The sequence below is a fragment of the Micromonospora sp. URMC 103 genome, from assembly GCF_051386435.1.
In the GTDB taxonomy this organism is placed as follows: domain Bacteria; phylum Actinomycetota; class Actinomycetes; order Mycobacteriales; family Micromonosporaceae; genus Micromonospora.
This window is the reverse complement of sequence record NZ_JBPQTR010000004.1, coordinates 1356283-1379878: the sequence shown is the minus strand read 5'-3', so window position 1 is coordinate 1379878 and position 23596 is coordinate 1356283. Positions and strand designations below refer to the sequence as shown.

The following is a 23596-nucleotide window of genomic DNA, read 5'->3' as shown; positions in this document are numbered from 1 at the left end:
GGCGGAACCCCGGACGCCACCGCCGTGCGGTACGGCTCAGCTCAGAAGGCGCCCTGCGTCTTGGCGTCCTTGGTGAACTGCTCCCACGCCTTCTCCCGGGTGATCTGCCCCGCCTCGTACGCCCGCAGCGCCGGCTCGAAGGCGTTCTCCTTCACGCCCTGGTGCTTCGGGCCGAGATGCAGCGGCTGGATCTTCGCGACGCTGTCGCCGAAGATCTTGCCGGTCGGCGCGCCGTTGAAGTACTCGTTGGTGTAGCCGGTGAACTCGGGGTTCTTCAGCGCCTCCAGGTTCGTCGGCAGCGGGCCCTTGAGCTTGAACGCGGCCACCTGGTTCTGCGCGTTGGTCAGGTATTCGGCGAGCTTCGCCGCCTCCTTCGGGTACCTGCTCTGCTCCGGCACGGCGAGCCAGGAGCCGCCCCAGTTGCCCGCGCCGCCGGGCACCGGCGCCACGTCCCACTTGCCCTTGTTCTCCGGGCCGGAGTTGTCCGCGACGATGCCGAGCATCCAGGACGGGCAGAACGTCGCCGCGAAGGTGCCCTGCTTGAAGCCGGCGGACCACTCGGGCGACCAGGTGGCCGTTGCCGCGGAGATCTTCGCGTCCGCCATGGTGATCGCCATGTCCCAGGCGGCCTTCACCGACGCGCTGGTGTCGGCCACGACGTTGTCGTCCTTGTCGTAGAACAGGTCGCCGCCCTTCTGGAACATCACGGCGCTGGCCGCCGTGGTGACCGAGTCGAGCATTCCCTTGCCGGTGGCGGCCCGGTACTTCTTGCCGGTCTCGACGAACGCGGGCCAGTCCGGCCAGAGCGCGGCCACCTGGTCTCGCTCGGTGGGCAGCTTGGCGGCCTCGAAGAGGTCCCGCCGGTAGCAGACCGCGAGGCTGCCGACGTCGGTGGGCAGGCCCATGAGCTGGCCGTTCGGCGCCTTGCCCAGCTCGTACTTCCAGGGCAGGTAGTCCTTGCTGTGGTCGGCGACCAGCGGCCGGAGGTCGACCCAGTTCGCGGGGTTGACCTTGAACTCGTTGAGGATGCCCTCCTCGAGCGCGACCACGTCGGCCGCGCCCTTGCCGGTGGCGAGCGCGCGGACGAGCTTGGGCCGGTACTCGTTGAGCTGGGCGGTCTTGCGCAGCTCGACCTTGATGCCGGTGTCCTTCTCGTACTGCTTGACGACCTCGTCGTAGCCGAACTCGCCGAACGTGTCCACGACCAGCTTCGCGGGCTTCTCCCCGGCCGCGGGCTCGTCGTCCTTGCCGCAGGCCGCGAGGCTGCCGAGCGCGGTGATCGCGGCCAGGGCGGCGATGGCCGTCCGGGTACGCCGCGTGGTGAGGCTCATCCTGACCCCTCTTTCGGTGGTGAGGCTGGGTGTGTGGTGGGGGGTGCCGTACGCCGGTCACGGCCGGCGCCGGCGCCCGCGGCGGGGTGCGGGACGAATCCGGACCACGCGACGGGAGCGCTCCCATGAGCGTGACGGCGGGCGTCGGGGAGTGTCAATAGGACGCTGGGAGCGTTCCCATTTCGTTACCACGACACCCGTGGCCGGTGGTGCCCACTCAGGACGGGGCGCTCAGCAGAAGCGGCGCAGCAGGGTGCCGGCCCGGCCGGCGTCGAAGGCGTCGGGGTCGAAACCCGGGCCCGCCCAGTCCCGCATCGACCGGTGCTCCGGATGGCGGGGGTCGGCCAGCGCGGCGAGCAGCGCCTGGTAGCCGGAGGCGCCGCCCACGTCCTCCGGCGGGCAGGCCCGTTCACCGTCCAGACAGGCCGGGTAGCGCTCGTCCGGGTCGGCGGTCACCGCGTCCTCGACCACGAGGTCGTGCTCCCACCAGTCGCCGAAGTCGTACGTGTACCGGAACCGGCTGCCCTTGCCGAGCACCGCGTCCAGACGTACGTCCAGCTCGTCGTGGAGCGCCAGCTCGCCGTCCGGGTCGGGCTCGCCGTACTGGAGGCCGTCGATCTCGAACGAGTGCAGGTGGCAGTCGCGCCAGCCCATCGCGTGCTGGACCACCCGGTGCAGCCGGTCGAGGGTGTAGCCGGACGGCACGAGCACCCGGCGCCAGACCGGCGGGCGGACCCCGGCGAGGCTGATCCTCACCTGGAAGATCTGACGCGGCATGCTGTCCCCTCCTCCTCGGGCATAGGCTGCCAGCATGATCTGCCGAGCGTGCCGGGCCAGGCGGCACGACGACTGTCCGGGGCGGAACTGGTGCGACTGCCAGCACCGTACCGCCCGACCGACCCCTCCGGTCACCGGTCCGGCCAGCGAATGAGCGTCGGGATTCCGATCCGCCGGCTGTGGCCCGACCCCGCCGCGGAGGCCGTCGACGACGACGCGCTCACCGCGCTCTACGGCCGGGCCGACCGGCCACACCTCCGGGTGAACTTCGTGTCGAGTCTCGACGGCGCGGTGACCCTCGACGGCTACTCCGCGGGGCTCTCCGGTGAGCCCGACAAGCAGGTCTTCGGCCTCCTCCGGATGCTCTGCGACGCGCTCGTGGTGGCCGCCGGCACGCTGCGGCACGAGGGCTACCGGGCGCTGCGGCTCGACGAACGCCGCCGGGCCTGGCGGCGGGAGCGTGGCCTGCCCGACTACCCCACCCTCGTCGTCGTCTCCGGCAGCCTCGACCTGGACCCCGCGCAGGCCGCGTTCGCCGACGCCCCGGTCCGGCCGCTCGTGCTCACCCGCGCCGGCGCCGTACCGCCGCCCGGGCTTCGCGAGGTGGCCGAGGTGGTGCCCTGCGGCACCGACCGGGTCGACCTCGCGGATGGCCTCCGCGAGCTGCGCCGGCGCGGGCACGACCAGCTGCTCTGCGAGGGCGGGCCGCACCTGTTCGGCGCGCTCACCACCGCCGACCTGGTCGACGAACTGTGCCTCACCGTGGCGCCGCTGCTGGCCGGGCCCGGGCCCGGCCGGATCACCGCGGGCGAGCCCGGCCCGCCACGCCGGCTCCCGCTGCGGCACGTGCTCGCGGCGGACGACGGCACGCTGCTGCTGCGCTACGCCCGCGACTGAGACGACGGCGCCGGGCCGCGGCGCGCGCCGGGCCGCGGCGCGCCCGCCGGGCCGCGGCGCGCGCCCGGCCCCGCGCGGCGGGCGACGCGTCCACGCGCGGGAACGGCCGCGCGTCCGCAAAACGCGGGCACGCAGGGTGCCGGCGACGTGACGGTACGCGGGCGCAGCGGTGCGTCGGCGTGGCGTCCGCCGCGTCGCGTGGCAACCTGTCGTACTCCTCGGGCAGGATGCACCACGTGTGCCCTGACCGCGACGACGAGCCGACCGGAGTTGCCCGATGACGGATGACGGGTTCGACGGCCCGGTCGACGGGGTCGGCCGGGTGCTCGGCACCGCCGACGCCACCCCCCTGCAGTTCTGGACGGCGGTCTCCCCCGGCAGTTACCTGCAACTCGACGACGTGGTGGTGACGCGGCGGGAGCTGCCCGACCGGGAACCGGTGACCATCGCCGGGGTGGTCACCCAGGTGCGGGCCCGGCACGAGGGCGCGCAGTTCGACTCCGACGTCTTCGCCATCGCCGACGGCACCCTCCCGGCGCAGGTGCAGGAGGCGGCCGAGGTGACGACCACGCGGGTCGACCCGGAGTTCTACGTGCCGCCCACACCGGGCGCCGTGGTGCACCGCGCCGAGGGCGACGCCCGCGCCCGGGCGCTGCACTTCGACCGGATGGAACGCCGGATCCCCATGGGGATGGGCCGCGACGGCGTGCCGGTCTACCTCAACGCCGACTTCCTCGACGGCACCCGCGGCGCGCACGTCTCCATCTCCGGCATCTCGGGCGTGGCCACCAAGACCAGCTTCGCCACCTTCCTGCTCTACTCGGTCTTCCGCTCCGGGGTGCTCGGCGGCGACGCGGTCAACGCCAAGGCGCTCATCTTCAACGTCAAGGGCGAGGACCTGCTCTTCCTCGACCACCCCAACGCCCGCCTCGACGACGACACGCGGGCCGGCTACGCGCGCCTCGGCCTCGACGCCGGCGCCTTCCCCGACGTGCGGGTCCACGCCCCGCCCCGGGTCGGCGACTCCTCGGGCACACCCGACGTGAGCAGCCGGCTCACCGGCGTCGACAGCTTCTACTGGACGCTCGACGAGTTCTGCGCCGACCGGCTCCTGCCGTACGTCTTCGCCGACGCCGACGACGAACGTCAGCAGTACACGATGGTCGTGCACTCGGTCACCGCCCACCTGGCCCGCCACGCGCAGCCCGCCGACGGCGGGGTGAGCATCGACGGGGTGCGGCTCAGCAGCTACACCGACCTCGTCGACCACGTCGTCGAGCAGCTCAACGACGACGAGACCCGGTCCGACTGGGCCGGCAGCGCCGTCGGGCTCGGCACGGTCAACGCCTTCGCCCGACGCCTCATCGGCAGCAAGAAGGACCTGGGCCGGCTGATCCGGGGCGACCTCGCCACCCGCCGGCCGCACAGCATCAACACGGCGGAGAGCGCCCAGGTCACCGTCGTCGACCTGCACAACCTGCCGGACCGCGCCCAGCGTTTCGTGGTCGGCGTGACGCTGCGCAGCGAGTTCGAGCGCAAGGAGAAGGCCGGCACCGCCAAGCCCCTGCTCTTCGTGGTGCTCGACGAGCTGAACAAGTACGCCCCCCGCGAGGGCTCCTCGCCGATCAAGGAGGTGCTGCTCGACATCGCGGAGCGGGGCCGCTCGCTCGGCGTGATCCTCGTCGGCGCGCAGCAGACGGCGAGCGAGGTGGAGCGGCGGATCGTCACCAACTCGGCGATCCGCGTGGTCGGCCGGCTCGACCCGGCCGAGGCGTCCCGCCCCGAGTACGGTTTCCTGCCGCCCGCGCAGCGGCAGCGGGCGCTGCTCGCCAAGCCGGGCACCATGTTCGTCAACCAGCCGGACATCCCGGTGCCGCTCTGCCTGGAGTTCCCGTTCCCGGCGTGGGCGACCCGGGTCAGCGAGGCGGGCCGGGCGCCGTCCCAGACGCTGCGCTCGATCACGCAGAGCGCCGACCCGTTCGCCGTGGTCGGCTCCGGCGGCGGCGCCGGCGACGACGACATTCCCTTCTAGGGGAGCCCAGAGGGTGAGCGAAGGACGGGCACGGTGAAGATCCTGCACACCTCCGACTGGCACGTCGGCAAGGTCCTCAAGGGGCGGTCGCGGGCCGAGGAGCACACGGCGGTGCTCGCCGGCGTGATCGAGGTGGCCCGCGCCGAGCGGCCCGACCTGGTCATCGTGGCGGGCGACCTCTACGACACCGCGGCGCCGACCCCGGAGGCCACGCGCCTCGTGACGCGGGCGCTGACGGCCCTGCGCCGCACGGGCGCCGACGTGGTGGCCATCGGCGGCAACCACGACAACGGCGCGGCGCTGGACGCGCTGCGCCCCTGGGCGGAGGCCGCCGGGATCACCCTGCGGGGCAGCGTCCGCGAGGATCCCGACGAGCACGTGATCGACGGCACCACGACCGGCGGCGAGCGGTGGCGGGTGGCCGCGCTGCCGTTCCTCTCGCAGCGCTACGCGGTCCGCGCCGTGGAGATGTACGAGCTGACCGCCGCCGAGGCCAACCAGACGTACGCCGACCACCTGCGGCGGGTGCTGGGCCGGCTCACCGAGAGCTTCGCCGAGCCCGGCCGGGTGCACCTCGTCACCGCGCACCTCACGGTGACGGGCGCGGCCACCGGCGGGGGCGAGCGGGACGCGCACACCGTGCTCGGCTACGCGGTGCCGGCGACCGTCTTCCCGGCCACCGCGCACTACGTGGCGCTGGGCCACCTGCACCGTGCCCAGCGCGTCGACGGCCCCTGCCCGATCCGCTACTGCGGCAGCCCGCTCGCCGTGGACTTCGGCGAACAGGAGAACGTCCCGTCGGTGACGATCGTCGAGGTCACCGCCGACACGGCGGCCCGCGTCCGGGAGGTCCCGGTGACCGCGGCGGCGGCGCTGCGCACCGTGCGGGGCACCCTCGCTCAGCTCGCCGAGCTGGAGCAGCCGGACGCCTGGCTGCGGGTGTACGTGCGCGAGCAGCCCCGGGCCGGCCTGCGCGAGGAGGTGCAGGAACTGCTCCCCCGGGCGCTGGAGATCCGGATCGACCCGGAGCTGGTGCCGACCCCCGGCAGCGGCACACGGGTCGCCCAGCGGTCCGGCCGCTCCCCCCGCGACCTCTTCGCCGACTACCTGGCCAGTCGCGGGCACGCCGACGACGGCGTGCGGGAGCTCTTCGACGAGCTCATCGAGGAGGTCGACCACTGATGCGGCCGATCCGGCTGGACATGGCGGGCTTCACCGTCTTCCGGGACGAGACCACCGTCGACTTCACCGACGCCGACTTCTTCGCGCTGGTCGGCCCGACCGGCTCGGGCAAGTCGACGGTGCTCGACGCGATCTGTTTCGCCCTCTACGGCACCGTTCCCCGCTGGGGTGGCGCGCGGGGCATCGCCAACGCGCTCGCCCCGTCGGCCGCCGAGGCGCGGGTGCGGCTGGTGTTCGAGTCCGCGGGCGCGCGCTACGTGGCCACGCGCGTGGTCCGGCGGGACAGCCGGGGCAACGTCAAGACCGCGAGCGCCGGGATGCAGCTCATGCCGTCCGGCTTCGACGTCACCAAGCTCGACACCGGGCTCAGCCCGGACGACCTGGGCGAGGTGATCGCCGGCACGCCCGCCGAAATGGACGACGCGGTGCTGGAGGCGGTCGGCCTGCCGTACGAGCAGTTCACGAGCTGCGTGGTGCTGCCGCAGGGGCAGTTCGCCGACTTCCTGCACGCCAAGCCGGCCACCCGCCAGCAGATCCTCGTGAACCTGCTCGGCCTCGGCGTCTACGAGGAGGTGCAGAAGCGGGCCACCGCGCGGGCCGCGCAGGCCGAGGCGAAGCTGGAGGCGGTCGACCAGTTGCTCGCCGGGCTCACCGACGTCGACGACGAGGCGTTCGCCCGGGCCACCGAGCAGGTCGACCGGATGCGTGAGCTGGCGGGCGCGGTGTCGGCCGCCGTACCCGAGCTGGAGGCGGCCCGCTCGGCGGCGCGGGAGGCGACGGCGGCCCTGGACGCCCTCGACACCGAGCTGGCCGTGCTGGGCGCGGTCCGGGCGCCGGCCGGGGTCGCCGAGGTGGCGGCGGCCGTAACGGCGGCACGGGCCGAGGCCGAGGCGGCGGCGACGGCCGTGTCGCTGGCCGAGGAGCGGGAGGAGAAGCTCCGGGGCGAGCTGGCCGCGGCCGGCGACGAGAGCGGGGTGCGGCTGCTGCTGTCCGCGTACGCCGATCGGGCGAAGCTGGCCGCCCAGGCCAATGCCGTGCGGGCGGCGGTCGACGCGTTGGGCGCCGAGCACGACGCGGCCGCCCGGGCCCTCGCCGAGGCGCGGACGGCCGCGGAGCGGGCCGAGGAGGAGCTGGCGGCGGCGTTCCGGGCGCACGAGGAGGCGAAGGCCGCCGACCAGGCGGCGGCGCTGCGGGCGCACCTGACCGACGGTGCCGCCTGCCCGGTCTGCGAGCAGGTCGTGCCGAAGGTGCCCGCGGTGCCCGCCGGTTCGGCGGTGGCACGCGCCGTGGAGGCGGGCAAGGCGGCCCGGGCGGCGAGCGAGGCGGCGAGGCGGGTCGTGCAGGAACGCGACGCGGCGGCCCGCGAGCTGGACCGGGCGCTGCTGCGTGCCCGGGCCGAGCAGGACGGGCTCCGGGCGCGGCTCGCGGAGCTGGACGGGCAGCTCGCCGGGGCGGCCACGGCCGAGGCGCTGCGGGAGCAGCTCGCCGAGCACGCCCGGCTGCGGCGGGCGCTCGACGAGGCGGCCGCCGCGGTCCGCGCCGGCCGGGAGGCCGCGCGACGGGCGCGGGGCGGCGTGGACGCGGCCGAGGAGCGGCTGCGGGCGGCCTGGCGACGCTTCGACGGCACGCGGGACGGGCTCGCCCGGTTCGGTCCGCCGGCCGCCGACCGCGATGACCTCGCCGCCGCGTGGACGACGCTCGCCGACTGGGCCGGCGCCGAGGCGCGGCGACGCGAGACGGATCGGGCCGGCCTCGCGGGCGCGGTCGGCGAGGCGGACGCGGCGGCGGCCGCCGTGGCGAGCCGCATCGACGGTCTCCTCACCGACGCCGGCCTCCCGGCCTCCGGTGACCCGGTCCACGCCGTCACCGTCGCGGTCGAGCGGGCCGACGCGGAGCGCCGCCGGCTGCGGGAGCGGCGCGAACAGGCCGCCGACCTGCGCGAGCAGCGGGCCGGGCACGAACGCCAGGCCCAGGTGGCCCGCGCTCTCGCCGGGCACCTGCGGGCCAACAACTTCGAGCGGTGGCTGCTCGCCGAGGCGCTGGACCTGCTGGTCGACGGCGCGTCGCGGATCCTGCGGGAACTCTCCGGCGGCCAGTACGACCTGGTCCACGACAAGGGCGAGTTCTTCGTGGTCGACCACCACGACGCCGGGCTGCGCCGGGGCGTACGCACCCTCTCCGGCGGCGAGACGTTCCAGGCGTCGCTGGCGCTGGCGCTGGCGCTCTCCGAGCAGCTCGCCGGCATGTCCACGACGGCGGCGAGCCTCGAGTCGATCGTGCTGGACGAGGGCTTCGGCACCCTCGACGCGGCCACCCTCGACACGGTCGCCGCCACACTGGAGAATCTGGCCGCCCGCGGCGACCGCATGGTCGGCGTGGTCACCCACGTGCAGGCGCTGGCCGAGCGGATCCCGGTGCGGTTCGAGGTCCGCAAGGACGCCCGCTCCGCCCGGGTGGAACGGAGCGGCCGGTGACGGCGCCCGGTGGCCGGTTCTACGTCGACGCGTGGGACCCGTCGTACGGCGCGTCGTTCGAGGCGTCCGCGACCGGCCCCGCCGCGCCGAGCAGCGCACAGGTCGAGACCGACGCGGAGCTGCCCGCCGCCGACTGGCGGGCGATCGACGTACGCCCCGGGGTGCGCGCGCCCGACGTGGTGCTGCTCGTCGACGGGGTGCGGCGCATCGACGCCAGCATCTGGACCGCCGAGGACGACGGCGGCTCGTTCCCCGGCCTCGCGGCCTCGTACGCAGCGGGCGTGGTCCGCTGCGATCTGGAGCGGGGCGCGGCGCAGCTCGCCGGCACCCGGGTCGGCCGGGGCCTGTTCACGGCGAGCCCGTCGGCGGGGGACGTGGTGGCCGGCACGGTCCGCTACCCGGTGCACCGGGTCGGGGGCACCGGCGAGCTTCCGAAGCTCCCGGCCGCCGTGCAGGGCCCGCTCACCGCGCTCGAGGTGGCGGTCTCCGACGCGGCCCGCACCGACGGCGACCTGCTGGTCGTCGACGGGCCGCTGCGCAGCCGCCGTCAGCTGCCGCGCACCCTGGGTTACATCAAGACCCAGCACAGCCAGTACCTGGACGCCCGGCTGACCGCCGTGGTCACCGGTCTCTCCCCCGGCCAGCGGTCGCCGGTGTTCCGGGTGGGCACGGCGTGGGGCGGCTGGTCCTGGTACCTGCGGCTGCCGGTCGCCGCCGGCGCCCCCTGGGCGGGCATCGTGCGGGTGGAGTGCTCCGCCGACCTCGACATCGGGGAAGCGGTCGAGCTGGCCGACCTCTCGCTCGTCACGCTCCCCCGGTTCGCCTCGACGCCGTACAAGGATCCGCGGGCGCCCCAGAACCTGATCCCCATCGCCGGGCTCGAGCGCCGGCTGCGCGCCCTGCTCGGCGACTCGCGGCTGCTACACCGGGCGCTCACCGCGGCCGCCCGGGCCGCGGCGGTCCGCCGCTGACACTCCGCTCACTCCGAACACCGGAGCCGTTGGTACGCCTCGTGCGCCGGTCGGCCGGTCCGCCGGTCCGCCGGTGCGCCGGTGCGCACACATGTCGGATGCGTGCACCGGAGCGCACGATGATCTTCGCAACTTCCCGGAAAGTGCTGCCTCGCGGGTGTGGGAGGCAGCACTTTCCGAGAAGATGTGAGGATCTTGGCGGGCGCCCGGGCGCACTCCCCGCATGATCACCCTCGAACCCGGAAGTAGTGGCCTCCCATCGAGGTGGAGGCCACTACTTCCGGGATGTTGCGCGATCTTGGCCGGTCACAGCGCCAGCCGGCGGGCGCGGACGGCAAGGACGGGGCCGGTGCGGTGAGGACGGCCAGTGCGGTGAGGACGGCCAGCGCGGGGTGAGGACGGCCAGCGCGGGGTGAGGACGGCCAGCGCGGGGTGAGGACGGCCAGCGCGGGGTGAGGACGGGCCAGCGCGGGCGGCTCCGCGGGCCGGTCGGGATACTGGACGGGTGGGGCGTAGGCGGGGTGGGGCCGACCGGGTGGTCGAGCAGGTGGCGACGGGGCGGGCCGAGCTGGTTCCCGACCTGGACCGGGCCGGCTCGTGGACCCTGCTGGTCGACGGCGCCCCGCAGTCACACGTGGACCTCACGGACCCCACGCACCTGGAGTTCGAGTACGTGCGCCGGCTCGCCACGGCGTTCGACCTGATCGCGCCCGCCGGGGCTCCGCTGCGGGTGCTGCACCTCGGCGGCGGGGCGCTCACCCTGCCCCGGTACGTGGCCGCCACCCGCCCCGGCTCGACGCAGCGGGTGGCCGAGGTGGACGGCGCGCTCGTGGACCTCGTCCGCCGGGCGCTGCCCTGGCCGAGCGACCCGCGGCTGCGGGTACGGGTGGCGGACGCGCGGGAGGTGGTCGCGGGCAGCCGGGACGCCAGCTACGACGTGGTGGTGGCCGACGTCTTCGCCGGTGCCCGCACCCCGGCGCACCTGACCTCCGTCGAGTACGCCGCGGAGGTGGCCCGGGTGCTCCGGCCCGCCGGCTGGTACCTCGCGAACCTCGCCGACGGCCCGCCACTGCGGCACGCGCGGGCGCAGGTCGCCACCGTCCGGTCGGTGCTGCCGCACGCCGCGCTCGTGGGCGACGCCGCGGTGCTGCGCGGGCGGCGGTACGGCAACCTCGTGCTGATGGCAGGGCGGACCGAGCCGCCGGTGCCGGAGCTGACACGGCGGGCCGCCGGTGACTGGTTCCCGGGCCGGGTCGTCGCCGGCGACGATCTCGACCGGTTCGCCGGCGGCTCCGCGATCGTCCACGACGCCGACGCCAGGGACTCCACCCCACCGCCGCCGGGTCTCTTCTCCACCGGCCGCTGACGGACGCCGCCCGCCCCGCGGGTCCCCGCCGAGGAGTCCCCGCCGATCGTGCGCTTTCAGCCCCAAGTTCGCGGCTTTTGACCCTTTCGCCGGGGCGTCAAGTGCATGATCGCCGCGATCAGCGGAGACGCGCGCCCGGGACGGAGAGCCGCGAAATTCTTCGTCCGTCGTTGATCCGTTCGCGCCGGAGGTTCGTACCACCGGGCGGCCCGCTCAAGGGCCGTCGTGGTCACGGGAATCCGGAGGTCTGCATGCACGCGGTGGCGGCGGGTTGGCACGGCGATGTGGTACGGCCGGACTGGATGTCCGCGCGGTCCCAGTCGCGGCCGGCCCGGCGGGGGGTCGACTCCCGCGAGGCGCCTCGCCACAATGATCCGGTGACGCCGCGACCGGCGCCCGGACGCCACCAGGCGGTGTCCACCGAGGCCAGCCACTCCGACCAGTTGGTGCGACTGCTGTACGCCGAGCACGCCGGTCCGCTGCTGGCCTTCGTCATGCGCCTCACCGGGGGGGACCGGCAGCGCGCGGAGGACATCGTCCAGGAGACGCTGCTGCGGGCCTGGCGCAACGCCCACCGGTTGGGTGCGCAGGGGCAGACGTCGCTGCGGCCCTGGCTGGTCACGGTGGCCCGGCGGATCGCCATCGACGAGCACCGCAGCGAGCAGGCCCGCCCGGCGGAGACGTACGACCGAGACCTGACCGCGTTCGCCGAGGCGGACAGCACCGAACGGGTCCTGCGCACGATGACGGTGGCGGACGCGCTGCGTACGCTGAGTCAGTCGCACCGGGAGATCCTGGTGGCCACGTACTTCCGGGGGCGGACCGTGCCCGAGGCGGCCGAGGAACTGGGGCTTCCGCTCGGCACCGCCAAGTCGCGGGTCTACTACGCGCTGCGCGCGCTGCGCACGGCTCTGCAGGAACGGGGGGTGACGGAATGAGCCGGGCGGACCACATGGACGTCGCGGCGTACGCGCTCGGCGTGCTGGACGAGCAGGACACGGAGCGGTTCGAGGAGCACCTCGCCACCTGCTGGGCGTGCGCCGCCGAGCTGGAGACGATGGTGCCGGTGGTCGGGATGCTGTCGGACATCGACGGCGAGACGATGACCGCGCTGGAGCAGACGGCGACCGATCCACGCCTGCTGGACCGTACGCTGGCCGCGGTCCGCACCGACCGGCGGCGGACGCGGTTCCGGCAGATGCTCGTGGCCGCGGCCGCGGTGCTGGTCGTCGGTGGCCTCACGGGGATCGGTTACACGAGCGTCATCGGTGACGCCCGGTCGCCCGACGTGGTCGCCGAGCCCACGCTGACCGCGCCGGTCAACGACCCGCCCACACCGGGCCCCTCCCCGACGGGGCTCGGCATCGGCGGCACCGAGGTGGAGGGCGCCCAGGTGGCGGCCACGGACCCGACCACCGGCGTGGAGGCGACGATGTTCCTCGTGGCCCGCGACTACGGCACCCAAATCAATTTCAGCCTCAAGAGACTGCCCGGTCCGCGCACCTGCCGGCTGGTGGTGATCCGCAAGAACTCGGCCACCGAGGTGGTCGCCACCTGGTCCGTTCCGGCCTCGGGCTACGGCACGAACACCCGGACCGAGGGTCTCGAACTCACGGCGCCGACCGCCGCGAAGCCGGGCGACATCAAGCAGATCCAGGTGCAGTCGGTGGACGCCCACGGCGTGGCGAGCCCGCTGGTCACGGTGGAGCCGTAACAGCCGAGAATCCCGTCGACGCCGGTCAGACAATGACCGGCGTCGATTTTTTCGTACGCCGAGAAACGCCGGCGTACGGGCCCACGAACGAATCGGTCGATCGGTTCAAACGATCGCTATGAAATTGACCACTGTTACTGTTTCAACCGTGCCGCCCCCGCTCCCCGTACTCCTGGGTGAACTGCCGAGACACGAGGAGGGCACGTGGCACGAATGAAGCGGACGACCGTCATCGTCGCGGGCGCGATGGTCGCCCTGACGGCCTGCGCTCCCGCCGGCTACGACGGAGCGAACCAGAGCGCGGCCGAGCCGGTCGCCGTCACCGCGGCCGAGCCCACCGCGTCGCCGGAGCCCGAGGCCTCGACGGAGGCGCCGCCGGCCGACGTCCCGCCCGCCGACGTGGACCTGACCGAGAAGCTCACCGGCAAGACGATCGCCCGCATGGGCAAGGTGGTCACCGACGAGGAGGGGTGGGTCCTCTACCGCTTCGACAAGGACACCGCCGACCCGCCCGCGTCGAACTGCGTCGACAAGTGCGCGGAGGTGTGGCCGCCGGCGCTGACCGACGGCGACCCGCAGCTCAGCGGCGTCGCCGAGGAGAAGGTCGGCACCATCACCCGCCAGGACGGCACCCGGCAGCTCACCCTCGGCGGCTGGCCGTTGTACCGGTACATCGGCGACAAGAAGCCCGGCCAGTGGAAGGGCCAGGGGGTCAGCGGCACCTGGTTCGTGGTCGCGCCGGACGGCAAGAAGAACCTGACCTGCCTGCCCAAGGGCACCCCGAAGCCGGTCGCCCCGCCGGCGGACAGCGAGGAAGGGGCGGACGCGGGAGGCTCCGGCTACAACTACTGAGCCCACGGACACGGTGGCCGGTCGCAGCCGGGCAGGGCGCGGCCGGCCACCGTCATGCGCGAGGGACGCCGGTCAGACCTTCTCCCAGGGAGCGGGCACCGGGTAGTAGGTGTCCAGGAACGGCGTCAGGACCGACAACTGCCGGGCCAGGTCCTCCTCCGTGGAGTAGGCGTCGTTCAGGCAGAAGACGTGCCGGTCACGCCGCGCGAGCAGGTGCGCGAGCCGCGCGGGAGTGTCCGGATGGGACAGCTCGGCGATGGTGTACTCGAGGTCTCCCGGCACCGCCCGGCCGGTGTGGAACGCGTAGTAGTGGTGCAGCGACGAGGCGATCGAGATGTCCGTGATGCCGCGGAACCGGCTCGCCGCCGTCCGGCGGTGCGCGTCCGGGAACTCCCGTTCGATCTCCCAGAGCACGCTGCGCCGCAACGCGTGCGGCATGTGCTTCATCTTCCGGCTGAGCACCGTGCCGAACCGCTCGCCGATGAGGGCCCTGTTGTTCTTTCCCGCCGCGGACGACGGGATGTCCTCGGCGGTCGGGGCGCCCGGGGGCACCAACGCCGGCGACGGGAAGAACCGGGAGATCCCGTTGGCCAGGAAGAAGTCCCGCGGCACCACGTCCGTGCCGAGGAACACGTCGTCGTTGAAGTACAGGAAGTGTTCGGCGAGCCCGTCGATGTGGTGCAGCTGGCTCTCGATGGCGTGCGAGTTGTAGGTCGGCAGCACCGACGGGTCGGCGAAGATCTCCCGGTGGCTGACCACCCGGATCCCCGGCGCCGACTCGTCCAGCCAGGGCGGCACCTGATCGTCCGTCACCAGGTAGATGTGCCGCACCCAGGGCGCGAACAGGTGCACCGACCGCAGGGAGTAGCGCAGTTCGTCGCGGCTGAGGAACCGTGCGGCGCTCGCCGACTCGGCGTGGTACGGGACGCCGGTCACCTCGGCGCGGCGGCGCAGCCAGTCCGGATCGGTGCCGTCCACCCAGGTGTAGACCACGTCGACCGGGAAGGTCACGTCGTCGGGGAGCCGGCCCGCGAACTCGGGCCGGGTGCGGGCGGTGGCGGGAGCGGTGGCCGGCACCAGGCCGGTGAAGACCGACTCGGACGCGAGGACGGTGGGGCCTGTCGCCGCCACCTGCTCGGCCACCGGGTTGCGCCGGGGCGCCACGAGCGCGTCGCCCTGCCGGGTCCAGAACTCGACGTCACACCCGTACGCCTGGCCCAGCACCAGCCGGTGGCGCGGATCCGTCCAGTACCAGGTCAGCCGCACCACGGGAGCGTCGTCCAGCCGTCGCCACACCGGCGGCTCGAAGCCCGGAGCCGGTGGCCGGACCGGCCTCTCGTCGCCGCGCCGCAGCGGTGCGACGTAGCCGGGCACCCGGCCGCAGGCGAGCGCGAGCGCTGCATACACCCGCTCCCGGTCGGCGGCGTCGACGGCGACGGCCGAGGAACGGTCCGACGCGCCGCGCACCCGGAAATAGGGCACACCCGCCGCGTCCAGCGCCGACGTGACGGCCGACAGGTTGCCCGCTCGGGCGTGCCCGGGCGTGACGTCGGCCCGGACCTGCGCCACCCGGGGGCCGCGGTCCGCGGTGACCACGGCCCGGTCGCCGCCGGCCAGCAACTCCGGTTGCCGGCGCGCGAACCGCTCCTCGCGACGCCCCGCCAGCTGACCGTCGACCGACGCCCGCGCCACCCACTGCTTCAACTGGTGCCGGGTCTGCGGGCTGACCTTCTTCGCGATGGCCCGGCGCGTCTGCGGGCTCAGCACCCGGCGGTAGACGCCGACCAGCCGGGACGGCTCGGCCACCGCCCGTGGAATGTTCGGCCGTCCCGGCCCGTGCTCGCTCATCCCGTTCCCTTCGCCCGCTCGCGCTACGGCCGGTCGATGACCACGAGCGACAGTTCGCTGTCGACCGTGTAGAAGGGGCGGACCCGCACCGTCGCGGCCGGGTCCTCCTCGACCAGGCTCAGGTCCACCTCGTCGGGCAGATGGATCTCGGGATAGTTGTAGACGCGCTTCTTGTCGACGACGTCGTCGACGAAGCGCCCCAGGCGGACCTCGCCCGGGCCGGCCGGCTGCTGGAGGAACACGTCCCAGTCCTCGTACCGGCCGAGCCGGAGCTCGGCCAGCATCGCGAGGGGCACCACCAGGGTCGGGGTCCCGTCGGCCGCCGTAACGACGGGCACGGCGAGGGAATCCGTGCGGTCCCCCCGGCGACGGAGCATCGCCGTGTCCGGGGTGCCCGGTCCGTGCCACGTGAACCCGACGAGGACGGCCTCGCCGTCGAGAGTGACCCGACGGACCTCGGCGTGGGCGGCGCGCACCCAGCTCCGCACGGCGAGGAAGCCGTCGGCGGTGCGGTACGGCACGTGCGCCCGAACCCCGGCCGGCCTCCCGGCGAGCCAGTCGTCCGGTCCGCCCGCGAGGGCGCGGCTGTCGACCCGCTGCGGGCGCAGGCGGCGTCGGACACCCTTTCCGTCCGCCAGGTGGACGTTCCACCGGCCCTCGGGAAGAGCGGCCACGTCGAGCGTGGCCTCGTGCCGCAGCCCGTCGACCGACGGAGCCAGGGCCACCTCGACGGTCTCGCGGGTGTCGCGGTTGCGCAGCACGACCGACGCGCCGCCGACGCAGAGCGCCGCGTCGACGGACCAGCGCAGCGCCAGATCCGGGAGCACCAGGCAGTCGGCGACGGGGCCGTCGGACGGAGCCGACACCCGACGCCGGATCGCCTGTTGCAGCCGGGTGCTCGTGCCACGGGCTCGCCGTACCCTGCCCAGCCGGACGAGTGCGCCCATGCTCGCGCGCCGGGCGAGGTCGTTCCCCGCGATCCCGCGTAGCAGCGGATCGGCCAGCGTCCGGACCAGGTCCGGTTCGCGGAGCAGTTCGCCGGAGCGGGCGAGGACCGAGCGGGTCACTCCGGCCCGGGGGATCCGGCGGGCGACCCGGCGGGGCTTCGGCGTCCCGTCCCGGCGGGTGGCGAGGACGCCCGCGCACTCGTGCGCGAACCGGGCCGCCAGGCGGGCCGGGTCGAAGCGGGTCGAGTTGACCAACGCCTGCTCCCCCATGCGCGCGCGCAGGGCGTCGTCGCGCATCAGCGTCCGCAGCGCCACGGTGTACGCGTCCAGGTCGTCGGTGGGCACAAGCAGGCCGTCCGCGCCGTCGGCGATGATCTCGCGCGGCCCCACCGGGCAGTCCGTGCTGACGACCGGCAGGCCGAGCCGCATGGCCTCGACGATCGTCATGCCGAAAGACTCACGCTCGGAGGAGACGGCGGCGATCGAGCCCTTCACCCACTCCGTCGACATGTCGTCCCGCCGGCCCATGAGGTGGACACGGTCGTAGACGCCGAGTTCACGGATCAGGGCGGCGAGCGCCGGCCGCTGCTCGCCGTCACCGTAGATCCGCAGCGTCCAGTCGGGGCAGTCCACGACGGCGCGGGCGAAGGCGGTGATCAGCCGGTCGTACCGTTTGATCGGGTCGAGCCGGCCGGCCGCCACCACGATCCGGCCCCGGCCGTCCGCGGCGGGGACGCCGGGCGGGGGCGAGCTGTTGGGCAGCACCTCGATCCGGGTTCCCGGAACCGGGTTGCCGAGGCGGAAGGCCTCGGCGTCGGCGCCAGTCACCGTGTACGCAAGGTCGATGCGCGGGTAGTGCCGGTGGATCTCGGCCTTCAGCGCGTCGTCGATCAGGTCCTGCGTCATGTGTTCCTGCGCGACCCGCACGGCGTGCTCCGGTGCGTGCCGGGCGACGGCGATGTTGAGTCCCGGCCGGGTGCCGACGACGACGTCCGCGTCGGTGGACCGCAGGTAGTCGACCAGCCGCTCGTCAGTCAGCCGGCTGTAGTGCAGATGGAACTCCTCGGACTCGGGAATCAGCGTCGAGGGTTCCCGGTGCCGGGGGTTGGCGCGGTCGGGCCGCCGGGGCCTCGTGTCGACCAGGGGCACCACGGTGATGCGCTCGTCGACGTCGAACATCGTGCGGTCGAGCCGGCGGAACACCGAGGCCACCTCGACCTCGTGGCCACCCTCCACGAGCGCCGTGGCCAGGTTCAGCACGGCCCGGTTGGTGCCGCCCACCCCGTAGAAGTTGTGGATGAGGAAGGAGAACTTCACGCCCGGCCCGCCGACTCGTAGGGACTGGGCACCGGGAAGTACGCCTCGAGGAACGGCTCCAGGATGGCCATCTGCTGCTGGAGTTGGGCGTACGTCGAGTACGCGTCGTTGATGCAGAATGTGTCCCAGTCCCGCCGGGCCTCGGCCCGCTTGAGCCGGGCCGCCAGGTCCGGCACCGCGAGCTGCACGTAGCCGTAGTTCACGTGACCCGGCAACGCGCGTCCGGTGAGGAAGGCGTAGTAGTGGTGCAGCGAGTAGGTGATCGTGAGGTCGGTGGGGCTGCGGAACCGGCTGTGCACCGTGGCCGCGTGCTCCGCCGGGAACTCGCGCTCGATCTCCGCGAGGATGCTCCGCCGCAGCGGGTACGGCACGTGCTGGCTGCCCTGGGTCAGGGTCCGGCCGAACCGCTCCTCGATCAACCGCCGGTTGTTCTTGATCATCGCATCGACCGGGCTGTCAAGGCTGGTGATCGGGCCGATCGGGATGCGGTTCTGGGACAGGAAGAACTTGGTGTTGCCGTTGGCGAGGAAGAACGTCTGCGGCGCCAGCGGGCGGCCGAAGAACATGTCGTCGTTCAGGTAGAGGAAGTGTTCTGCGAGGCCGTCGATGTGGTGCAACTGGCTCTCGATGGCGCACGAGTTGAACGTCGGCAGCGCGCTCCGGTCCCGGAAGATCTCCTCGTGGTTGACGAGGAAGATGTTGCCCGCGCTCAGGTCTAGCCAGGCCGGACGCTGCCGGTCGGTGACGATGTAGACGTTGCGGACCCAGGGGGCGTTGAGGTGCAGCGACCGGAGCGAGTACTTCAACTCGTCCCGGTTGATGTACCGCGAGTCGCTCGCCGCCTCGGCGTGGAACGCCTCGCCCTTCTGCTCCGCCCGGCGGCGCTGCCACTCCGGGTCCGCGCCGTCGACCCACGTGTAGACGACGTCGATCGGGAAGTCGATGTCGTCCGGGAGGACGCGGTCGAACTCCGGGCGGGTGCGGAACCGCACGCCCGGCGTGGCCGGAGACGCCAGCCGGGTGAAGCGGTGCTCACCGGCCTCCACGGGCACGCCGGCCATCGAGACCGCGAACATCATCCGGTTGCGTCGCGGCGCCCGCAGCACAGCGGCCTTCCGGTCCGGCTTCCAGAACTCGACCTCGCAGCCGTACGCGGCGCCGGCGATCAGCTTCGCCGTGGGATCCATCCGGAACCAGGTCACCTTGAGCGCCCGTGCGATGTGCAGGTCCGCCCAGGCCTCCGGGTCGGCCGCGTCCCGCAGCGCGCCGACGATCGGCGGTTTGGGCAGCACCTGGCTCACGTAGCAGGGACCGACCGCGCCGAGCTTCTCGAGCGCGCCGAGGGCCGCGACACGATCGTCCTCGCTGACACCGACGACCGGCGTCCGGTCGTCCATGCCCCGGACGAGGAAGTGGTCCACGCCGTGGGCCTCCAGCGCGGCGGTGACGGCGCTGGCGTTCAACTGACGGGCGCGCAGGGGCGTGAGGCCGGGATGCACGTGGGCGTGCCGACGCCCGCCGTCCACCAGCACCTCCCTGACCTCGGTCCCGCCCGGGGGGACGGACGGGTCCGTCAGCGGCTCAGGGGCGGAGGGCGTGAGGGTCACGGTACTTCCTTCATCAGGTTAATCGACGACGTCGCCTGCTCCACCACGTGGGTGAGCAGCCCGCCGGCGGCGGAGACCGCCAGCACGACCGGACGGCCGGCGGAGTCGACGGACACGGCGTGGCTACCGGCCACGGGGGTGCCCTCCCGCATCCAGGCGCCGCGGGCGCGGCCGTCCAAACCCACCCACAACGCACTGGTCGCCGAGTCGTCGTCCCGCACGGCCACCAGCACCGCGCCGGCGTCCGGCACGAACCGGGCGGCGACGGGCCCCGGCCCGCCGTGGCCGCCGAGGTCCACGAGGGTGGACGGGTCCCAGACCGGCCCGTCACCGATCGTGCGGAACGCGACGATCGACGCCGAGTCCCGGCACCGGCAGAACGCCATCCGGCCGCCGTCCGGGAGCCGGACGACGGTGGGCGGACCGGCGGGCGCCTCGGTGGGTACGACCGAGAACGCGGCGGTGGGGCCGGTCGCGGAGACCAGCCAGCGGGCGAGGCCGTGGCGCGCCGCGGCGAGCACCTCGACCGACCCGTCCGGCAGCGCCACGGCGGCCAGGCCGTCCTGGGTGTCGCCGCCGCCGAGGTCTCGCCACGGCGTCCAGGCGGAGCCGTCGTGGAGGCGTCCGCTCAGCCCCTTGCCGGCGTTGCGGGCGAGCAGCAGCAGCCGGTCACCGACGAGCGGCACGGCCAGCGGCATCCCGATGTTGCGCCGCTTCGCCGGCTCGCTGTGCGCGTTGGGGTTGCCCAGCGACTCCCACCGCACGTCGCGGTAGTCCCCGGACGGCGGGAGCACGACCGTCCACACGTCCCGCACGTGCCGGTCGGGATCGGCGGTCAGCCCCTGCCGCACGGCGAAGAGACGCCAGCCGCCGTCCCCGGTCGGTACGGCGTCCACGTGCGGCAGCAGCTTGCGGCCCGGCACCCGCCGGCTCTCCGCGAACGCGCCACGGCGGTTCTCCCGCCAGTGCACGACCTGCCCGCCCCGCACGGCGAACGCCGAGAGCCGATCGTCGGCCCCGGGCCGGGCCCAGGACCGCGAGCCGGGATAGCGCAGCGTGGTGCCGGAGGCGTTACCGGAGGCGATGAGGTCGCCGCTCACCTTCCGGTCGCCCAGCCCGGCGGGATCGTCGCTCGGCCGGCGGTCGGCCCAGCCGTACACGTCCTTGTAACGCTGCTTCACGGCGCGCCCCTCCGGGCTGAGGTTGGACGGCCAGCGCCGGACGTAGTATCCGCGGAACGCCTCGACGGACGTCCTGCGGCCGCCACCGGCCGCGAACCAGCGGGTGAGCGCCTCGTGGGCGAAGAGGCCCGTCGCGGTGTGGAAGCTGTGGTCGGAGTAGCCCTCGGCGTCCGCGTGGCGGGGGTTCGCGCGGTTGTGGACCTGCCGGTCGGGATCGGGGTCCATCGTCCAGAGCAGCGTCGGCGCGAAGCGGTCCAGCAGCATCACCAGTGACTCGACGAGCGTCTCCCGGGTGTAGCTGTGCACCCCCGTCACCGGGGAACCGAGCGGGATCATGGTCGCGTTCGACGCCACCTGCCCGGACCACAGCTCGGGCAGCGATCCGGTGTCCGGCACGGTGCCTCCCGGCGGGGTGCACCACAGGTTGAGCGACACCAGCCGGATGTGCGGGGCGTCGACCAGGACCGACACGTCCGCCTCGGCGCCGCCGGCCAGGATCGTCACCTCCCGGCGCCACTTCGCGTCCCGGTCGCCCAGGACCATGTCGGCGTACGCGCAGCGCAGGCCGTTGTACCGGGCGGCCGCGAAGGCTTCGAAGTCCAGCGGAGCGGCAGCGTGCTCGGCGGTGCCGCCGGGCGCGTTGCGGCCGTCCGCCTCACCGGCGGTCAGGCAGACGGTGAGGTGGGCCTCGCTGCTGCGCAACTGGCTCACGAGGAGGGGGTTGAGAAAGTAGAGATCGTCGTCCTGGTGCGCCATGACGGCCATCGAGCGCGCCGGCCCGACGGGAGCGGACCGGGCCCTCCCGGCACGCGGCAGACGCGCGGCCCGACGACCCAGCGCCAGCAGCGGCCCGGGCCATTCCTTGTGATCAGGCATCTCGCGTGTCTCCTGGGGGGAAGGGCCGGGCCCCGCGCGGCGCACCGGTGTCGTGGTCGGGGTTTCGGGCGGCGGTGATGCGCATCGAGGGCAGGGTGGGCGCGTCCAGCCGGGGACCACCGCGCACCCGCGAGGCGCTCGCCGTGTCCGGCCCCGTGGGCAACCGGAGCGCGGGAGTCGTCGCGGCGTCGACCGGCCCGGTGGGCCGGGCGGCGGCCCGGGCCTGCCGCCAGAGTGCGGTGGCACCCTGCTCCCGCCGCTGCGCCACCACGTCGTCCGGCAGCTCGAAGGGCGCCGGGAAGGGCAGGTAGCGCGGCAGGAAGTCGGCCAGCATCCGCTCCTGCTCGGCGAGCGACCGCGGATCCGAGTCGGTGTCGTTGAGGCAGAACACGTCCCGGTGACGACGGGCCAGCAGCTCGGCGAGGCGGGCGGGGGTCGACGGGTGGCCGAGGTCGGCGTACTCGTACTCGATGTCCCCCGGGACCGCCTGCGCCGTGAGGTAGGCCCAGTACTGGTGCAGCGACGACGGGATCGACAGGTCCGCGTGGTGCCGGAACTGGTGCTTGGCGGTCTCGGTCACGTCCGCCCGCAGCACGTGCTCGATCTGGTGCATGATGCTGCGCCGCAGGGCGAACGGCGTGTGCTTCATCTTCTGCGTGATGGTGACGCCGAACTGCCGCTGGATCTGCCGCCGGTTGTTCTTGCCGGCCGCGTTCACCGGCAGGTCGCCCGGCTTCGCGTCGCCCAGGCCGAACTGGGCCGGCGACGGGAAGAACTTCGCGATGCCGTTGGCGTGGAAGAAGTGGGTGGGCAGCAGCGGCCGGCCCAGGAAGACGTCGTCGTTGAGGTAGAGGAAGTGCTCGGCCAGGCCCTCGATGCGGTGCAACCGGGACTCGATGGCGTGCGAGTTGAACGACGACCGCCCGCCGAGGTCGGCGAAGAGTTCGGCGTGCGAGACGACGGTGACCATCGGGTGGTGCGGGTCGAGCCAACTCGGCAGCTGACTGTCGGTGATGAGGAAGATGCGCCGCAGCCACGGCGCGAAGCTGTGCAGGGACCGCATCGAGTACCGCAGCTCGTCGCGGTTGTGGTAGCGCGACGAGTTCGCCGCCACCGCGTGCAGCGGGCCGCCGCCGCTCAGCGCCGCCCGCTTCCGGTCCCGCCACTCCGGATCCGACCCGTCCACCCAGGTGTAGACGGCGTCGATGGGAAAGCCCACCCGGTCGAAGGCGCGGACGGCGAGATCGCGGCGGGTCCCGTACGTGTGGTCGTCCGCCTCGGGCACGAAGTGGCTGAGCAGGGCCGCCGCGACGCGGACCGGCTCCGGCTCGACGGGTGTCTCGTCGATCACCGCGTTGTGCCGGGGCGCGCGTACGACGTCGCCGTCGCGCGTCCAGAACTCGATCTCGCAGGCGAACTGGGAGCCCAGCACCACGCCGGCCCGGGCGTCGGTCACCGGGAACCACACCTGGAACACCTCGGTCGGCGCGAGGTCCGGCTGATGGCGGCCGGGCCGGACCTCCACGGTGCGGACCTGGGCGTCCGCCAGCGCCGGAGCCGACTCCAGGGCGGCGCGGACCGCCTCACGCTGGTCGTCGACGACCGCCACGGTGCTGCGCAGCTGGTCGTCGTTGCGCAGGCAGTGGTACCGGATGCCGGCCGCGTCGAGCGCGGTCGTGACGGCCGTCAGGTTGCGGTGCCACATCTGAAGCGGCGTGGCCGTGGCGACCACCTCGGCGCGGGTGCGGACGCCGCCGTCGTCGACGGCCACCCGCGATCCGACGGCGTGCACGGTGTCGCCGCCGGGAGGGCGGACGAAGGTGCGCACGAGACCGATCCGCCGGTGCGCGGGCAGCAGTTGGACCAGCCGGCGCCGCGCGGGGGGTGGGAGCAGCCGGTAGACCCGCAGGGCGATCATGCGTCCGGCCGTCCCGGACGGACGGCCACCTCGTCGGCACGCACGGTCAGCGCCGAGGGAACGGCGACGGCACGGAAGCGATCCGTCGGTACGTCTTCGCAGCAGGCATCGGCGAACGCCTTTCCTCACACCATCCCCGTTGCCGCCACGCGCACCCCGGGAGAGGAGCGCGCGACGTCACCTGCGGACGCGCCGTCGCGGCTCCGGCCAGGGCCGTGGCGCCGGACGACGGAGCATCTCTGGGAAGGCGGCGGACGAGACGGTAGCAGCGCCGTTACCGCACAGCCACCCACCGGACACCCGCCG

16 protein-coding genes are annotated in these 23596 nt (G+C 73.8%); 9 read left to right on the top strand and 7 right to left on the bottom strand.

Going from position 1 to position 23596, the window contains the following annotated elements:
- Window positions 1-41 precede the first annotated feature (41 nt).
- The gene (locus tag ACSNOA_RS10020) at window positions 42-1331 is read right to left on the bottom strand and encodes a sugar ABC transporter substrate-binding protein (RefSeq protein ID WP_436657678.1); all 1290 of its coding nucleotides are present in this window, start codon (window positions 1329-1331) and stop codon (window positions 42-44) included.
- A 231-nt stretch (window positions 1332-1562) separates the two neighbouring features.
- On the bottom strand, window positions 1563-2108 hold the full coding sequence (locus tag ACSNOA_RS10015) for a plasmid pRiA4b ORF-3 family protein (RefSeq protein WP_436657677.1): 546 nt from the start codon (window positions 2106-2108) through the stop codon (window positions 1563-1565).
- Window positions 2109-2258: 150 nt separating this feature from the next.
- On the opposite strand from ACSNOA_RS10015, the gene ACSNOA_RS10010 reads away from it, so the two are divergent.
- From ACSNOA_RS10010 to ACSNOA_RS09970, 9 genes are all read left to right on the top strand, one after another.
- Window positions 2259-3005, top strand: a complete 747-nt coding sequence (locus ACSNOA_RS10010; protein WP_436657676.1) for a pyrimidine reductase family protein — start codon at window positions 2259-2261, stop codon at window positions 3003-3005.
- A gap of 277 nt (window positions 3006-3282) precedes the next feature.
- Window positions 3283-5037 (top strand): ATP-binding protein, encoded by a 1755-nt coding sequence (locus ACSNOA_RS10005; RefSeq protein ID WP_436657675.1) that lies wholly within the window; start codon window positions 3283-3285, stop codon window positions 5035-5037.
- A gap of 33 nt (window positions 5038-5070) precedes the next feature.
- Window positions 5071-6219 carry an exonuclease SbcCD subunit D gene (locus ACSNOA_RS10000; RefSeq protein ID WP_436657674.1) on the top strand — a complete coding sequence of 383 codons (1149 nt, stop codon included), beginning with the start codon at window positions 5071-5073 and terminating at the stop codon, window positions 6217-6219.
- Entirely contained in the window at window positions 6219-8693 is a 2475-nt protein-coding gene (locus ACSNOA_RS09995; RefSeq protein ID WP_436657673.1) for an AAA family ATPase, read from the top strand. Before ACSNOA_RS10000 ends, ACSNOA_RS09995 begins: the two co-directional genes overlap by 1 nt.
- Entirely contained in the window at window positions 8690-9664 is a 975-nt protein-coding gene (locus tag ACSNOA_RS09990; protein WP_436657672.1) for a hypothetical protein, read from the top strand. The genes ACSNOA_RS09995 and ACSNOA_RS09990 overlap by 4 nt, the downstream gene beginning before the upstream one ends.
- A gap of 505 nt (window positions 9665-10169) precedes the next feature.
- The gene (locus tag ACSNOA_RS09985) at window positions 10170-11030 is read left to right on the top strand and encodes a spermidine synthase (RefSeq protein WP_436657671.1); all 861 of its coding nucleotides are present in this window, start codon (window positions 10170-10172) and stop codon (window positions 11028-11030) included.
- Between the two features lie 251 nt (window positions 11031-11281).
- On the top strand, window positions 11282-11968 hold the full coding sequence (locus ACSNOA_RS09980; RefSeq protein ID WP_436657670.1) for a sigma-70 family RNA polymerase sigma factor: 687 nt from the start codon (window positions 11282-11284) through the stop codon (window positions 11966-11968).
- Window positions 11965-12744 carry an anti-sigma factor family protein gene (locus ACSNOA_RS09975; RefSeq protein ID WP_436657669.1) on the top strand — a complete coding sequence of 260 codons (780 nt, stop codon included), beginning with the start codon at window positions 11965-11967 and terminating at the stop codon, window positions 12742-12744. Before ACSNOA_RS09980 ends, ACSNOA_RS09975 begins: the two co-directional genes overlap by 4 nt.
- A 204-nt stretch (window positions 12745-12948) precedes the next feature.
- Entirely contained in the window at window positions 12949-13596 is a 648-nt protein-coding gene (locus tag ACSNOA_RS09970; protein WP_436657668.1) for a hypothetical protein, read from the top strand.
- A 72-nt stretch (window positions 13597-13668) separates the two neighbouring features.
- Here the strand turns inward: ACSNOA_RS09970 and ACSNOA_RS09965 are convergent, their stop codons facing one another.
- Genes ACSNOA_RS09965 through ACSNOA_RS09945 form a run of 5 tightly spaced genes read right to left on the bottom strand, consistent with a single transcriptional unit; the run spans window position 13669 to window position 23290 of the window.
- Window positions 13669-15444 (bottom strand): stealth family protein, encoded by a 1776-nt coding sequence (locus ACSNOA_RS09965; protein WP_436657667.1) that lies wholly within the window; start codon window positions 15442-15444, stop codon window positions 13669-13671.
- Between the two features lie 23 nt (window positions 15445-15467).
- On the bottom strand, window positions 15468-17708 hold the full coding sequence (locus ACSNOA_RS09960; RefSeq protein WP_436657665.1) for a glycosyltransferase: 2241 nt from the start codon (window positions 17706-17708) through the stop codon (window positions 15468-15470).
- The gene (locus ACSNOA_RS09955) at window positions 17705-19315 is read right to left on the bottom strand and encodes a stealth conserved region 3 domain-containing protein (RefSeq protein ID WP_436657664.1); all 1611 of its coding nucleotides are present in this window, start codon (window positions 19313-19315) and stop codon (window positions 17705-17707) included. Before ACSNOA_RS09955 ends, ACSNOA_RS09960 begins: the two co-directional genes overlap by 4 nt.
- Window positions 19312-21372: a PIG-L family deacetylase gene (locus ACSNOA_RS09950; protein ID WP_436657663.1), complete on the bottom strand. Its 2061-nt coding sequence runs from the start codon at window positions 21370-21372 to the stop codon at window positions 19312-19314. Before ACSNOA_RS09950 ends, ACSNOA_RS09955 begins: the two co-directional genes overlap by 4 nt.
- Window positions 21365-23290, bottom strand: a complete 1926-nt coding sequence (locus ACSNOA_RS09945) for a stealth family protein (RefSeq protein ID WP_436657662.1) — start codon at window positions 23288-23290, stop codon at window positions 21365-21367. The genes ACSNOA_RS09950 and ACSNOA_RS09945 overlap by 8 nt, the downstream gene beginning before the upstream one ends.
- Window positions 23291-23596: the final 306 nt, after the last annotated feature.